Raw genomic sequence first — 14,045 nt, 5'->3', positions numbered from 1 at the left:
TAATCGATTTGACCAGAGGGTGCTCCTAGGTCGAGCGAGTCGAGAAATCGAAGTCAGCTAAACGGCGGCAATCTGATACGGTTTTTTATGTTGGATCTGAACCTTTTTTTTGTTGGTCGGTGCTCTATAGAGTGCGCGTCCGACGCACTAGTGGACAGTGATCGGCCGCCCACTATTTCGGGCTCTCTGATGACCGGATGACCTCGAGAGTCTTCAGGAACCACCATGAATACTCGTCCTGGCTTCCACAGCAAGGCATTGCCCGAGTCGCAACGTGACATCCTCGGCATGATCGCGACCGACCATCATCTGGGCGAAATACTCTGCGCCATCTGCGAGATGCTCGACGCACAGTCCCCCGAAACCTTCTGCTCGATTCTGCTTACCGATGCCGAGGGTAAACGCTTGCTGAGCGGCGCGGCGCCCGGCCTGCCGATCGAATACAGCAAGGCGGTTCATGGTATGACCATTGGACCAGAGGAAGGAACCTGTGGCACCGCAGCGTTCCGGCGCGAACTGGTGGTCACCGAAGACATCGCCCGGGACCCCAACTGGGAGCGTTTTCGCGACCTGGCGCTGGGGCATAACCTGCGTTCCTGCTGGTCGGTGCCTTTGCTCTCCCATCAAGGAAACGTGTTGGGTACATTTGCCCTATACCAGAACCGCGTCCATGCACCGGACGAGGCGCAGATTCAACGACTGGCCTGCGCAGCCCAACTGGCAGTCATCGCGATCCGCCATGAGCGTGACGGCCAACGACTGGAGGAAAGCGAGCAACGTTTTCGGTCGTTGTTCACCTACAACCCCAACCCGGTGTTCGCCCTTGATCTGGCTGGCAACATCCAGAGTGTGAACCCAGCAGGCCTGAAGCTGAAACCGCACACCGCAACCGATTTCATTGGTCATCACTTTTCCCATCTGGTGCTTGAAGAAGACCTGCAACGGGTCAGTCAGCATTTTTCCGCAGCCCGCGCCGGAGAGCCTCAGCGCTTCGAGGCGCGGGTTCGCGACGAGAGTGAAAAGCTGTTGACCATGGACATCTCTAACCTGCCGATCATGGTCAACGGAGAGATCGTCGGGGTATTTGGCATTGCCCGGGACATCAGCGAGCAAAAGCATTTCGAGCGCCAATTGAGCTTCAACGCCAGCCATGACCGTCTGACCGGTTTGCTCAACCGTGTCTCGCTTGAAGACCGGCTTGTTCTGGATTGTCACATCAGTCGTCGGCGTAAGCGTCGTCTGGCGGTGATGTGCATAGATCTGGATGGATTCAAATCCATCAACGATTCGACCGGGCACTACTTCGGCGATCAGGTGCTGATCGAGGTGGCGCAGCGTATGACCCAGCAGGTTCGTCCCGGGGATACCATCGTGCGCATGGGCGGTGACGAATTTATCGTGCTGTTGCCTGACCTGCTTCGTGATGAGGACGTTGTACCGGTGGCCGAGCGCTTGATGGCCAGCATTGCCAGACCCTACTGTGTCCAGGGCATTGACTTGCACGTGAGTGCCAGTATCGGCATCACCCTGAGCGATGGTCACATCGAGCAGCCGATGCAGCTGATCCAGCAGGCTGACATGGCCATGTACAAAGCCAAGCAGCAAGGGCGCAACAACTTTCAGTGGTACACCAGCGATCTTAATCAGCGCGTTTGTGAGCACGCGAGCCTGCGCAATGACCTGCAAAAGGCTATCGAAACTCAATCGTTACAGCTGCATTATCAACCGCAGATAGACGCGCGCACGGGGCGGGTGGTCGGGATCGAAGCGTTGCTGCGCTGGGAGCATCCGGAAAAAGGATTCATCTCTCCGGCGGTGTTTGTGCCAGTGGCAGAGGACAGTGGTCAGATCATCCCGCTAAGCCTTTGGGTTCTTGATACGGCTTGCGCGCAGTTGCGCCAGCTAGGCGAGCAGGGCATCACCGGCATCTCAATGGCCGTGAATATTTCGCCGATGCATTTTCAGCGTGGCCATTTCGTCCAGTGTATTCAGGCTACCCTGGACAAACATGGTCTGCTGGGTGAGCAGCTGGAGCTGGAGATCACCGAGTCGCTTCTGCTGCATAACGCTGAACAGGCGATCGACACGTTGCACCGGCTCAAGGCGTTGGGGGTGCGCATTGCTCTCGATGATTTCGGCACCGGTTTTTCCAGCCTCAGCTATCTCAAGCGTTTGCCCATCGACAAGATCAAGATTGACCGCTCGTTCATCCAGGAAATCGCCACCGACCATCACGATGCAGCGATCACCCAAGGCATCATTTCCATGGCCCATCACCTCAGCCTGACGGTGGTCGCCGAAGGCGTGGAAACGGCTGCCCAGGTGGATTTTCTGGAGGTCAGTCGCTGCGATATTTTTCAGGGGTATTACTTTGCCAAACCGATGCCCTTTGCAGAAATCGAAGCGTTCCTGAGCCATCCCGTTTCCCTCTCCCTGACCGGCAATTGTGTCGGGTCCCAGACCTGAAATTCAGACGCTAAGGCAAATTTTCAGACCCCAGCGCAGAACTCCCTCTCCCCAGGCAAGGCGCTCCCTGCGCCTTTCTCACACACTCGGCTCTAACGCTATCGCGCTGCAAAACAACAAGAGCCGCGAAAAATGACTAGTTTCCAACCTGCTACCGAAAGCCAGACCGGCCACATCGGCGCCCGTCAGACCCGTGTCGAGGACGCCGCATTGTTGCGCGGCCTTGGCTGCTATGCCGATGACGCTGCGATCCCGCCGGGTACGCTACACGCGGCGATCATCCGTTCACCCCACGCTCATGCGCGGATCACCTCGGTGGACTTTTCCAAAGCGCTGCTGATGAAAGGCGTGCACGGCGTACTGGTCGGCGAAGACGTCAAACGCTGGGCGCTACCGTTCCCGGTGGGTGTGCGTCAGCCGATGGAGCACTGGTGCGTTGCCGTCGACAAGGTGCGTTACGTCGGAGAGCCGGTGGCCGTGGTGATCGCTGAGAGCCGCTATCTGGCCGAAGACGCCATCGAAGGTGTGCGCGTTGAATACGAGCCGCTGCCACCGATCATCGATCCTGAACTGGCCACCGCCGAACAGGCGCCGATCCTGCACGAAGCAGTCGGCAGCAACGTGGTCAACGAACGGCACTTTCGTTATGGCAAACCGGAGCAGGCGTTCGAGCAGGCGCCGCACAAGGTCTCGCTCAAAGTGAAGTTTCCGCGCAGTTCCTGCACACCCATCGAATGCTATGTGGTGCTGGCTCAGTACGAGCGCGCCACTGGCATTTATGACGTGCTTGCCAATTTCCAGGGCCCCTATGCGTTACACACGGTCATGGCCCGTGCACTGAATGTGCCCGGCAACCGATTGCGTTTGCGCACACCGAAAGATTCCGGCGGCAGCTTTGGCATCAAGCAAGGCGTGTTCCCTTACGTGGTGATGATGGGCCTGGCGTCACGCAAGGTCGGTGCACCGGTGAAGTGGGTCGAGGACCGTCTGGAACATCTTCAGGGGGCTTCTTCGGCGACCAATCGGGTGACCGAAATTGAAGCGGCGGTAGAAGCCGATGGCCGCATCACCGCGTTGCGTTATGACCAGATCGATGATTGTGGTGCCTACCTGAGAGCGCCCGAGCCGGCAACTTTCTACCGCATGCACGGGAATCTGACGGGTGCCTACGCAATCCGCAATGTACAAGTGCGCAACCGGGTGGTGCTGACCAACAAGACCCCCTCCGGCCTGAACCGTGGTTTCGGTGGCCCGCAAGTGTATTTCGCCCTGGAGCGGCTGCTGCAACACATCGCCGTGCAGTTGAAGCTTGATCCGTTGGACGTGATCCGCCGCAACCTGGTGCCCGCCGATGCCTTTCCTTACCAAGCGGCCGCGGGTGCGTTGCTCGATTCCGGCAATTACCAGGCAGGCATTGCCTTGGCGGTGGCTGATGGCGGTCTCGACGAGTTGCTCAAACGTCGTGATCGGGCGCGTGCCGAAGGCCGAATCTATGGCATTGGGTATGCCGCCGTCATCGAACCCTCGATTTCCAACATGGGTTACATCACCACCGCGATGACACCCGAAGAGCGGCGTAAGGCCGGTCCAAAAAACGGCGCTGTCGCAACGGCAACCATTAACGTCGGCCCGTTGGGGGACGTCAGTGTGCACGTGTCCTCGGCCCCGCAAGGGCAGGGCCACCAAACCACCGTGGCCCAGGTCGTCGCCGAAGTGCTTGGGGTTGCGCTGGAATCCATCGTGGTCAACGTCGAGCTCGATACCCAGAAGGACGCCTGGTCGATTGCCTCGGGCAACTATTCGAGCCGCTTCGCCGGTGCTGTAGCCGGTGCCGTCTATAAGGCCGCGCTGAAGATCCGCGATCGCCTCGCCGCGATTGCCGCCGAGCAGCTGCAGGCCAGTCCCGAAGATATTCGCTTCGCGGGCGGCAAAATTTTTGTCGTCAATGGTGGTGCGGTGGCGCCATTCCATCGGATTGCTGGTGCGACCCACTGGTCGCCGGGCCTGCTGCCGGAAGGTGAAAGCGGCGGTCTGCGCGAAACCGCCTTCTGGAGCCCGCCGCAACTGGTGGCCCCGGACGACCAGGATCAGGTCAATAGCTCGCTGTGCTACGGCTTTGTCTTCGACATCTGTGGTCTGGAAATCGACCGCATGACCGGCGAGATCCACATTGATCGCTACGTCACCTGTCATGACGCCGGCCGCCTGCTCAACCCGGCGCTGGTCGATGGCCAGATTCGTGGTGGCTTCACCCAAGGCCTCGGCGCGGCGCTGATGGAAGAGTTCGCCTACGGCGAGGACGGCAGCTTCCTGAGCGGGACCTTCGCCGATTATCTGGTGCCGACCGCACCGGAAGTGATCGAACCGATGATCCTGCACATGGAAACGCCATCGCCATTCACCCCGCTGGGCGCCAAGGGCGTGGGCGAGGGCAACAATATGAGCACGCCGGTGTGTATCGCCAACGCGGTGGCCGACGCCCTCGGTCGCTCGGACATTCGTCTGCCACTGACTCCCTCCAAAGTACGCACGCTCATCGGGATCGACGAACCACCACGGCCCGCCGGTATGGAGCCTGATGAAAACCTGGACACAGCACCTGCCGGTGGACCGGCACTGCGGGCCAACGACTCGGTGGTGATTCCTGCTTCGCCGCAACAGGTCTTCGATACCTTGCTCGACCCGCAGACGCTGGCGGCGATCATTCCCGGTTGTCACGACCTGGTGCTAGAAGGCGAAAACCGTTACCGCGCGGATGTCACCGTCGGCGTCGGCATGATCCGTGCGCGCTTCGAGGCCAAGGTTGCCCTGAGTGATCTGGACCCTCCGCATTCATTGCGACTGTCCGGTTCCGGAAGCAGCTTGATGGGTTCGGCCCAGGGCCAGGCCAAGGTGCGTTTCGTCGAACTGGAAAATGGCCACACACGCCTGGAATACCAGTACCAGGTGGCGGTCAGCGGCAAAGTCGCCGCGGTCGGCGGCCGAATGTTGCAAGGGGCCTCGAAAGTGATCATCGGACAAATCTTTACTCGCCTGTCGCAACGGGTCAGCGGCCAAGCCATTTCCACCAGCTGGTGGGCACGATTGCAGGCCTCGCTTGGCGCGCTGTTTGGCAAGGGAGGTGCGCAATGAAACCGGCTGCTTTCGATTACGTTCGGGCTGACACCCGTCGTCAGGTGATGGAGTTGCTCGCCGAGTACGGCCAGGAAGCTCGCATCATTGCCGGTGGCCAATCGCTGATGGCGGTGTTGAACATGCGGCTGGCTCAACCCAAGTTGCTGATCGATATCAATCATGTGGCTGAGCTGGCCTACATCGAACTGCGCAAGGATTGCCTGGCGGTAGGTGCCGGGGTACGACAGGCGCAGCTGTTGGCGCGTTCGACCCTGATGGACGAGGTGCCTTTACTGGCACTGGCGATGCCCTGGATCGGTCACTTCCAGACGCGTAATCGCGGCACCGTCTGCGGTTCGGTGGCTCACGCCGACCCCAGCGCCGAGCTGCCGCTGTGCCTGGTGACGCTGGGCGGCGAGATCGTTCTCGAGTCGAAAAAAGGCAAACGCATCGTCAAGGCTGCCGACTTCTTCCAAGGCATTCTCACCACCGATAAGCGTGCAGATGAACTGGTCGTCGAGGTGCGTTTTCCGCTCAAGCGCGAAGGCATCACTTATCGCTTCCGCGAAATCGCCATGCGCCACGGCGACTTTGCAATTGTCTCCCTGGCCGCGGCCATCGGCGCGGAGCAGGTCGAACTCGGCATCGGCGGGGTCGCTGACCGTCCGCAACGTCGCAGTCTGCCTCGTGGTGCGGGGCTGCCGGACGCGCTCAATCAAACCGCCTGGTCGCTCGACGCTCAAGACGACGTGCAGGCCAGCGCTGCCTATCGCCGCCAACTGATTCGCGAGCTGGGTCATCAGCTGATCGAAGGAGTCTGAACATGCGTGTAACTGCCGACCAAACCTTTCCGATTCGCCTGGAACTCAATGGCCGCTCCCGCGAAGCACTGGCTGAACCGCGGACCCAACTCTGCGACTTCCTGCGCCACGACCTCGGTGCCACCGGTGTCCATGTCGGATGCGAACACGGCGTCTGCGGCGCCTGCACGGTGTTGGTGGACGGAGTCGCCATGCGTTCCTGCCTGATGCTCGCGGTACAGGGGCACGAGCGCCGTATCGAGACCGTCGAGTCCCTGGCCGACGACGACACGCTGAGCGATCTGCAACAAGCCTTTCGCCGACATCACGCCTTGCAGTGTGGCTTTTGCACTGCGGGCATTCTCATGTCCTGCGTGGATTTCCTCGAACGGGTACCCAGCCCGGACGAGATCCAGGTACGCGACATGCTTTCGGGGCATCTATGTCGCTGCACCGGCTACACAGGCATCGTCCAGGCCGTGCTCGAAGTCGCTGCCCAGCGCCAAACGAACAAAGGGGTATAACAAAAATGTTCGATCTCGGACGCAGTTTCCTCGCTGCCGTTGAACGCCGGCCGCACGCCGTGGCGGTCAGTGACGGTGCACTGAAGAAAACCTATGAGGACTGGTTCGTCGATATCCAGAGCGCCGCTTGGGGCTTGCAATGCCTTGGGCTGCGACGCGGTGATCGACTGCTGGTAGCAATGCAAAACCGCTGGCAGATGGCAACCCTGCATTGGGCCTGCCAGTTTACGGGCATCGTCATGACCCCGTTGAACTGGCGTTCGACCGCCGATGAACTGGGCTACTGCATCGAAGATGCGCAAATCCGTGCAGTGGCTTACGACGACGCTACCGTGACCGCCGTGGCCGGTTGCAGCGCCGCCACAAGGCTGCCACGGATCACCGCCGGTCTGCGTGCCGCCAACACCGACCTGAGTTTCGAGGAACTGTGTTCGCAGACCCCCTCAGGCATCATTTTGCAGGCCGACGCCGAGGATTTTTCACTGCTGCTGTACACCTCCGGAACCACCAGCAAGCCCAAGGGCGTGCCCCGGCGGCACCGTTGCGAACGCGCCGCGGCGGTTGCCCACGTAGCGCAAAACCTCTACCGCCAGAGCGAGTGCACGCTGGGTGTCATGCCGCTTTACCACACCATGGGCGTGCGTTCGTTGCTGTCCATGGCGCTGATCGACGGACATTTCGTCTGTGTGCCGAAGTTCGACGTGGAAGCCACGCTGCAGGCCATCGAACGGGAAAAGGTCAGCAACCTGTACCTGGTGCCGACGCTCTACCACATGCTCATTGAGCACCCGGCCTTTGCCCGTGAACGAGTCGCCAGTGTGGAGAAAATCGGCTTTGCCGGTGCGCCGATGAGCGACGGTTTGATGCGTCGCGTCGAGCAGGCGTTCCAGCCGCAATTGTTCGTCAATCATTACGGCAGCTCGGAAATCTACACCTTCACCATCGACCAGCAAGCCAACCGCAAACCCGGTTCGTCAGGGCGCAGTGCTATGAACCAGCGCGTGCGCGTGGTGCCGATCGATGCTCAAACGCCGGACGTGCAGGTCAACCCATTGGAGGAGGGCCAGATCATCGCCGACCTGGCAAGTGACGAGGCGTTCGAGGGCTATCTGAACCGCCCCGAAGCGACCGCCAAGGCGTTGCGTGATGGATGGTATTTCACCGGCGACATCGGCTACTTCGATCTGGAGGGCGATCTGTTCGTCACGGGTCGTGTCGATGACTTGATCATCACCGGCGGCGAAAACGTCAGCCCGGCAGAAATCGAAAACATGCTTTCTCTGCACCCGGCAGTGGAAGAAGTGGTGGTGGTCGGTCTGCCCGACGAGCAGTGGGGCAAGATCATTGCCGCGTTTATCAAGCTGCGCGCCGAAGTCTCGGAAGGCGACCTCGATGCCCATTGCATCGCTTCGGGCCTGGCCAAATTCAAGCGGCCACGGCGTTACCAGTTCATCGATCAGATTCCCAAGTCTCCAGTGGGCAAGGTGCTGCGGCGCGTGCTGCTGGCCCAATTCCAGGAACAGGCCTTGAAGGCCATCAGCTAATCATCCAGAGGACACTCTCATGCAACAACAAGCGATCCAGCAATTTCTCGACACTCAGTTCGATGGCTTCCAGGTTGAAGTCGATGTGTCCCGCGAGCGCGCCGACATCATCCTCAACCGGGCGCCATTGAACGTCATTTCCATGGGGCAGCGCGATCAATTGCGCCTGGTCTTCGAAGCCCTCGATGCACACAAAGACGTGCGCGTCATCGTGCTGCGCTCGGTGGGTGAACACTTCTCCAGCGGCGGCGACATCAAGGGTTTCCTCGAAGCCTCGCCCGAGCACGTTTCGAAGCTGGCCTGGAACGTCGCGGCACCGGCACGTTGCGAAAAACCGGTGATCGTCGCCAACCGTGGTTACACCTTCGGCGTCGGTTTCGAACTGTCCCTGGCCTGCGATTTCCGTATTGCTTCGCAAACCACTCGCTACGCCTTGCCTGAGCAGAACCTGGGTCAGATCCCGGGCTCGGGTGGCTCCGCGCGCTTGCAGAAAATCATCGGCATCACCCGCACCAAGCACATGGTGATGCGCGCCAAACGCATTACCGGCGACCAGGCCTACGCCTGGGGTATCGCGACCGAGGTCGTGCCGGATACCGAACTGGAAAGCACCGTCGATGCGTTGGTCGATGAACTGCGGCGCTTCTCGCCGCTGGCTCAGCGCACGGCGAAAAAACTGATCAACGACAACGAAGACGCGCCGCTGACCGTCGCGATCGAAATGGAAGGTCACTGCTACAGCCGTCTGCGCAGTTCCAAGGACTTCAAGGAAGGCGTCGAAGCGTTTCACAGCAAGCGTGAGGCCGTATTTATCGGCGAGTAGATCGTACCGGCGAACAGGCCCGGGAGTATGTTGGTAACGGCGTACGCCTTACGGAGCAGGGCCTGCCGCTCCTTTTGATTCACCGCTTGTGTGAGGCAACCATGACTACGACAACAACAATAACTGCATCACCCACCAGCGCCGCTATCGATACGCCGCAGATTCCACCGGGCAAGGCTTTGCTCGCGGCATTTGCCTCGACATTCGGCTGGGCGCTGGATTTGTTTGACCTGTTCATTCTGCTCTATGTGGCGCCGATCATCGGCCGCCTGTTCTTCCCCTCGGACACCCCGACACTGTCGCTGGCCGCCGTGTACGCCTCGTTCGCCGTGGCCTTGCTGGTACGTCCGCTGGGCTCGGCGATCTTTGGCGCGTATGCCGACAAACACGGTCGTAAGCGTGCGCTGATGGTATCGATGGTCGGCGTCGGTATTTCCACGGCACTGTTTGGCGTGTTGCCAACCATTCACCAGGTCGGGGTGTTGGCCCCGATACTGTTTTTGGTATTGCGGGTGATTCAGGGCATTTTCGTTGGCGGCATCGTCGCTTCCACTCACACCATCGGCACCGAATCCATCTCGCCGCGCTATCGCGGCTTGATGTCCGGGTTGATCGGTGGCGCCGGTGCCGGCATGGGCGCGCTGTTGGCGTCATTCACTTATCTGGTGTTGTCGGAGATCTTTCCGGGGGGCGAATTCGACGTCTGGGGCTGGCGCTTCATGTTCTTCTGCGGCCTGCTCAGCACATTTTTCGGTCTGGTGATGTTCCGTTACCTGGATGAAAGCCCGGTCTGGCGGCAACTGCAACAGGCCCGCAAAACCAAGGGGCCGACGGTCGTGGTCGTGTCGCCACTCAAGCGTCTGTTCGGTCGTGAGTACCGCGCCGTGATGCTGGTCAATCTGCTGATTACCTTCGGCGGCGGTGCCACCTATTACCTGGCCTGCGGTTATCTGCCGACATTGCTCAACGTGGTCGCCAAAGTGCCTCATACGCAGACTTCGCAGCTGCTCATGTATGGGTCGGTGGCAACCATTGTCGGCGCACTGGCCTTCGGTTACCTGAGTGACCTGATCGGTCGCAAGAAGACCTTCATGCTGCTGGGTGTGATCAACCTGGTGGGCCTGCCCATGATGTTCCATGGGGTCGCCGAGCCGGGTTCGCTGACCCGCACTGCGCTGTATTGCATGGGCATAGGCTTCATGGGCGGAGCGATCATCGCGCCTATCCTGATCTTCCTCAACGAACGCTTTGCCACCGAGCTGCGAGCCAGCGGCACCGGATTATCCTGGAACATCGGTTTCGCCCTCGGCGGAACCATGCCGACCTTTGTGTCTCTGGTCAGCAGCAGCCCCGCGCAGATCCCCATGGTACTGGCGTTTTTTGCCGTCGGTCTGTCTGTGATCTACCTGATTGGCAGTGTGGTAATTCCAGAAACCCAAGGCAATTTCAAATAAACGCGGGGAGGTGCTCCAGGAATTCGCAGATCAGCTGCAAGGTCTGCTCGGGCGCTTCGGTCTGGGGAAAGTGCCGACAGTTATCCAGCAACACACAGCGGCACGGTCCAGGCACCTGTCGCTGGATGACTGCCAGTTGCTCGGGCGTCGCGTAGTGGTCTTCGCGACCCTGGATGACCAGCAGCGGTTTTTCGATATAAGCCAACTGCGTTTCGAGATCGTCCAGGGAAAAGTCCGCGTGCAACCAACTGTCGCTCCAGCCGTGAAAAGCACCGTCGACATTGCTCCCATGGTGGCGCGCCAGGCGTTCGCGCAGTTCGCCCTGATGCCAAGCCTCAGTGGTATGGCGAATGCCAACGAGGCTCTCGGTCTCGACAATCACGTGAGGCGCCAATGCAATGCTGCCCAACACGCGCGGATCGTTGGCGGCGGCATAGGCCAGGACGATGGATGCGCCGTCACTGTGACCGAGCAAGACCACTTGCGGCAGTTGCAAGGCATCGAGCAGTTGCCGCAGTTCACGAGGCCCGTCGCTGCTCAGGTAGTTCAGCGGACGCGGCAGGGTTACCGGGCTCGATTGCCCATAACCCTGACGGCTGTAAGTGACTACACCGTAACCGCTGGCCTGGGCCAGGCGCTGGGGAAAGTCTTTCCATTGATCGGCGCTTCCGAGGCCTTCGTGCAGCAGCACAAGCGTCGGTCGCGATGGGTCAGCCGCAGGGATTTGGCGATATTCCAGGCGCAGCGACCCAAGTTGCAAAAATTGTTGTGGCGACATGTTGAATCAACGATTGAACAAGGTTGCTCGCAGGTTACCGTAAACGTAACCCTGCATGCAGCACCACGCTTTGCTTGAGGTACAGAAAACATGCGTCATCTCGATGTTCAGGTGATCGACCAGGCACTGCAATGGGCTCGCGCCGGGCAGGCACAGTGGTTGTGCACGGTGCTCTCCACCTATGGCTCGGCGCCGCGTGCGCCGGGTGCGATGCTGGTGACCAACGGCTCGGGCGAACACGTCGGCTCGCTGTCGGGTGGCTGCGTCGAAGAGGAGTTTCTCGAAAGTCTGGCGCGCGGTGAATTACGCGAACCGGCACAGATCGTCAGTTATGGCGACAGCGTCGAGCAACGCCACCGCCTGAGGTTGCCCTGTGGTGGCGTGCTGATAGTGCTGGTCGAACACCGCGCTGCCAGCCTTGAATGGATCGCACACCTGGAGAGTCTGCAAGCGGCGTTACTCGGTCAGCGACGTCTGCAGCGCCATATCGAGCTGAGCAACGGTGCCTTGCGCCTGGATCCGGACGCGGGCCACGGCAGCGAACGGGTACAAGTCGACTACGAAAGGGTGCGCATCAGCGTTGGCCCGGCATTACGCCTGATTCTGGCAGGGCTCTCGCCGGTCGCTGAAGTTTGCGCCAGTTTCGCCCGAGCCATCGGCTGCGAAGTTATCGCCTGCGACCCCCGGGAAGAGATGCTGCATGTACATCTTGAAGGCGTGGAGATGCAACGTGTGCTGCCCTCAATGTTCATTGCCGCCGGAGGTTGCCACGCGGCGACCGCGGTAGTGGCGCTGACTCACGATCCGCGAATCGACGATCTGGCACTGATGGAAGCGGTGCACACGCCGGCGTTTTACATCGGCGCCATGGGGTCCCTGGCAACCTCGGACAAACGCGCCGAGCGGCTCAAGCGCATCGGTGGTCTCACGGATGAACAGATTGCCCGTTTGCACATGCCCATCGGCCTCGACCTGGGCAGCAAAGCCCCGGCGGAAATCGCCCTGGCGGTGGTGGCCGATATCCTGCGCGTGTATCACGGGAAAGAGCGTCATGCCTTGTAAGACGGTTTTTCCGACGAGTGTGGGGGCTGCGAAAGTCGAGGTAGACGCTCGGTCATTCGCGCGCGATAGTGGTTTGCTGAACCATAGAGCGATCGCCGGTGTTGAGAAATAGATAGACGCCCCGATGATATGCATTGAGGTCGATAACGATATCGCTTCATGCGAGCGGAGAAATCTGATGTCCATTGCCCAACGGGTTTTCCACGGCAGGTTTGGACGGGTCGCCTTGCTGAATATGGATCGTTCGCTGGTCACCCACACCCATTCCGAATGCCATGTGCTGGTCAAAGTGTCTGGCGAAGACACTTACTTCAACGTTAACGGTCGGCGGGTACCGCTCAGCGATCGCACGGCGGTGCTGGTCAACGCCTGGGAGCCGCATTTCTACGATCCGCAGCCGGATGCCGGTGCCACCCTGATCCTGGCGCTCTACATCGAGCCCGCCTGGCTGGCCACTGCCCAGCAGTCGCTGGCGCTCAGCGGTCGGCCGGACTTTTTTGCCCAGTCGTGCATCGAGCTGTCGAGTCGTAATCGCACCTTGGCTGACATCTTGGTCGCCGAAGCGCATGGCTGCGGGATTGTTCCGAAAGAGCGCATGGAATTCATGCTGTTTGATTTCCTGATCGAGCTGATCGAGGACTTTTCCAGCTGGCGGCATTTGTCGCTACTGGGTGCGCCGAACTCAGGTGAGTTCCGGGACGCACGCGTGCGCCGTGGCACCGCCTGGTTGCTTGAGCACCTCGATGATCCGAACCCGATCGACAACGCCGCACGGGCTTGTGGTCTGTCGCGGGCGCACTTTTTTGCGCTGTTCAAGAAAGATACCGGCATGACGCCGACCCTGCTGCTTAACGATGCGCGCATGCGCCGGGCTTTTGCCTGGCTTGAGCGTGAGCGCAGTGGAACATTGGGCCTGTTGTCGGAGAACCTCGGGTTCTCCGAGCAAGGTCATTTCACACGGTTTTTCCGTCAGCACATCGGAGCTTCACCCAGCCAGTATCGGCGTGTAGTGGATTGTTATCCGACGGTTTGAATCGAGAGAAGGGCGGGGGTATTGGGCAATACTCCCGTCGGTGAAGTTAGTCGTTTATCTACAGCATTGGAGGCGTGTATAGGCTACGAAAGTTATAGGGTGGACTAATCGTCCAGAAACTCATAAATCTCTTTCATGCGTTCTTCACCCATCAACTCAAGCTCTTCATTAGTGTTGGCTACCCATTGGAGAGTGAAGTCCCAACAATCACAGTCATGAGCGTCTGCTTCTGTTTCAAATGCTTCTTGCAGGAATTTATGGCGATATTCTTTGGGCGACAGCCCGCAACTTTCAGCGAGGCTGTAGTTCAACTCGCTGAGTTCAAGCTGGAGCCATAAGTTGGCGTCCAGGAATTTCTTCAGGGCGAGTTCGGCTCTGAATTCTTTTGCGATCATGAATATTCTCTTGTGGCATGAAAAATGTGGCGGGTTGTACGAGGTCGGCCCA

The 14,045-nt window shown here is 59.7% G+C and carries 11 protein-coding genes; 9 read left to right on the top strand and 2 right to left on the bottom strand.

Annotated elements, in window-relative coordinates:
- Window positions 1-225 precede the first annotated feature (225 nt).
- From C9422_RS02105 to C9422_RS02075, 7 genes are all read left to right on the top strand, one after another.
- Window positions 226-2,466 carry a bifunctional diguanylate cyclase/phosphodiesterase gene (locus C9422_RS02105; protein WP_116579523.1) on the top strand — a complete coding sequence of 747 codons (2,241 nt, stop codon included), beginning with the start codon at window positions 226-228 and terminating at the stop codon, window positions 2,464-2,466.
- A gap of 132 nt (window positions 2,467-2,598) precedes the next feature.
- The gene (locus C9422_RS02100; protein ID WP_095966133.1) at window positions 2,599-5,598 is read left to right on the top strand and encodes a molybdopterin cofactor-binding domain-containing protein; all 3,000 of its coding nucleotides are present in this window, start codon (window positions 2,599-2,601) and stop codon (window positions 5,596-5,598) included.
- The gene (locus C9422_RS02095) at window positions 5,595-6,401 is read left to right on the top strand and encodes a xanthine dehydrogenase family protein subunit M (RefSeq protein ID WP_015095129.1); all 807 of its coding nucleotides are present in this window, start codon (window positions 5,595-5,597) and stop codon (window positions 6,399-6,401) included. Before C9422_RS02100 ends, C9422_RS02095 begins: the two co-directional genes overlap by 4 nt.
- Before the next feature lie 2 nt (window positions 6,402-6,403).
- Window positions 6,404-6,904, top strand: coding sequence for a (2Fe-2S)-binding protein (locus C9422_RS02090; protein WP_015095128.1), 501 nt, complete (start codon window positions 6,404-6,406; stop codon window positions 6,902-6,904).
- Between the two features lie 5 nt (window positions 6,905-6,909).
- The gene (locus tag C9422_RS02085) at window positions 6,910-8,448 is read left to right on the top strand and encodes an AMP-binding protein (protein WP_116579522.1); all 1,539 of its coding nucleotides are present in this window, start codon (window positions 6,910-6,912) and stop codon (window positions 8,446-8,448) included.
- A 19-nt stretch (window positions 8,449-8,467) separates the two neighbouring features.
- Complete coding sequence (locus tag C9422_RS02080) at window positions 8,468-9,271, top strand: enoyl-CoA hydratase/isomerase family protein (RefSeq protein ID WP_116579521.1); 804 nt, start codon at window positions 8,468-8,470, stop codon at window positions 9,269-9,271.
- Window positions 9,272-9,372: 101 nt separating this feature from the next.
- On the top strand, window positions 9,373-10,725 hold the full coding sequence (locus tag C9422_RS02075; protein ID WP_116579520.1) for an MFS transporter: 1,353 nt from the start codon (window positions 9,373-9,375) through the stop codon (window positions 10,723-10,725).
- On the opposite strand, the gene C9422_RS02070 is transcribed toward C9422_RS02075, so the two are convergent.
- Window positions 10,718-11,503 carry an alpha/beta fold hydrolase gene (locus C9422_RS02070; protein WP_116579519.1) on the bottom strand — a complete coding sequence of 262 codons (786 nt, stop codon included), beginning with the start codon at window positions 11,501-11,503 and terminating at the stop codon, window positions 10,718-10,720. The genes C9422_RS02075 and C9422_RS02070 overlap by 8 nt on opposite strands.
- Before the next feature lie 90 nt (window positions 11,504-11,593).
- Between C9422_RS02070 and C9422_RS02065 the strand changes: the two genes are divergently transcribed.
- The gene (locus C9422_RS02065) at window positions 11,594-12,565 is read left to right on the top strand and encodes an XdhC family protein (protein WP_116579518.1); all 972 of its coding nucleotides are present in this window, start codon (window positions 11,594-11,596) and stop codon (window positions 12,563-12,565) included.
- A gap of 178 nt (window positions 12,566-12,743) precedes the next feature.
- The gene (locus C9422_RS02060; RefSeq protein ID WP_008060989.1) at window positions 12,744-13,598 is read left to right on the top strand and encodes an AraC family transcriptional regulator; all 855 of its coding nucleotides are present in this window, start codon (window positions 12,744-12,746) and stop codon (window positions 13,596-13,598) included.
- A gap of 104 nt (window positions 13,599-13,702) precedes the next feature.
- Here the strand turns inward: C9422_RS02060 and C9422_RS02055 are convergent, their stop codons facing one another.
- Window positions 13,703-13,993: a DUF6388 family protein gene (locus tag C9422_RS02055; RefSeq protein WP_116579517.1), complete on the bottom strand. Its 291-nt coding sequence runs from the start codon at window positions 13,991-13,993 to the stop codon at window positions 13,703-13,705.
- Window positions 13,994-14,045 lie beyond the last annotated feature (52 nt).

It is taken from the genome of Pseudomonas sp. B1(2018) (assembly GCF_003097365.1).
GTDB classification, from domain to species: Bacteria; Pseudomonadota; Gammaproteobacteria; order Pseudomonadales; family Pseudomonadaceae; genus Aquipseudomonas; species Aquipseudomonas laurylsulfatiphila.
This window is presented reverse-complemented; position numbering and strand designations above follow the sequence as displayed.

Excerpts from the sequence above, each read along its gene's own strand:
- C9422_RS02085 (WP_116579522.1), top strand. The coding sequence starts at position 6,910 with ATGTTCGATCTCGGACGCAGTTTCCTCGCTGCCGTTGAACGCCGGCCG.
- C9422_RS02055 (WP_116579517.1), bottom strand. The coding sequence starts at position 13,993 with ATGATCGCAAAAGAATTCAGAGCCGAACTCGCCCTGAAGAAATTCCTG.
- C9422_RS02100 (WP_095966133.1), top strand. The coding sequence starts at position 2,599 with ATGACTAGTTTCCAACCTGCTACCGAAAGCCAGACCGGCCACATCGGC.
- C9422_RS02075 (WP_116579520.1), top strand. The coding sequence starts at position 9,373 with ATGACTACGACAACAACAATAACTGCATCACCCACCAGCGCCGCTATC.
- C9422_RS02090 (WP_015095128.1), top strand. The coding sequence starts at position 6,404 with ATGCGTGTAACTGCCGACCAAACCTTTCCGATTCGCCTGGAACTCAAT.
- C9422_RS02080 (WP_116579521.1), top strand. The coding sequence starts at position 8,468 with ATGCAACAACAAGCGATCCAGCAATTTCTCGACACTCAGTTCGATGGC.
- C9422_RS02060 (WP_008060989.1), top strand. The coding sequence starts at position 12,744 with ATGTCCATTGCCCAACGGGTTTTCCACGGCAGGTTTGGACGGGTCGCC.
- C9422_RS02070 (WP_116579519.1), bottom strand. The coding sequence starts at position 11,503 with ATGTCGCCACAACAATTTTTGCAACTTGGGTCGCTGCGCCTGGAATAT.
- C9422_RS02095 (WP_015095129.1), top strand. The coding sequence starts at position 5,595 with ATGAAACCGGCTGCTTTCGATTACGTTCGGGCTGACACCCGTCGTCAG.
- C9422_RS02105 (WP_116579523.1), top strand. The coding sequence starts at position 226 with ATGAATACTCGTCCTGGCTTCCACAGCAAGGCATTGCCCGAGTCGCAA.
- C9422_RS02065 (WP_116579518.1), top strand. The coding sequence starts at position 11,594 with ATGCGTCATCTCGATGTTCAGGTGATCGACCAGGCACTGCAATGGGCT.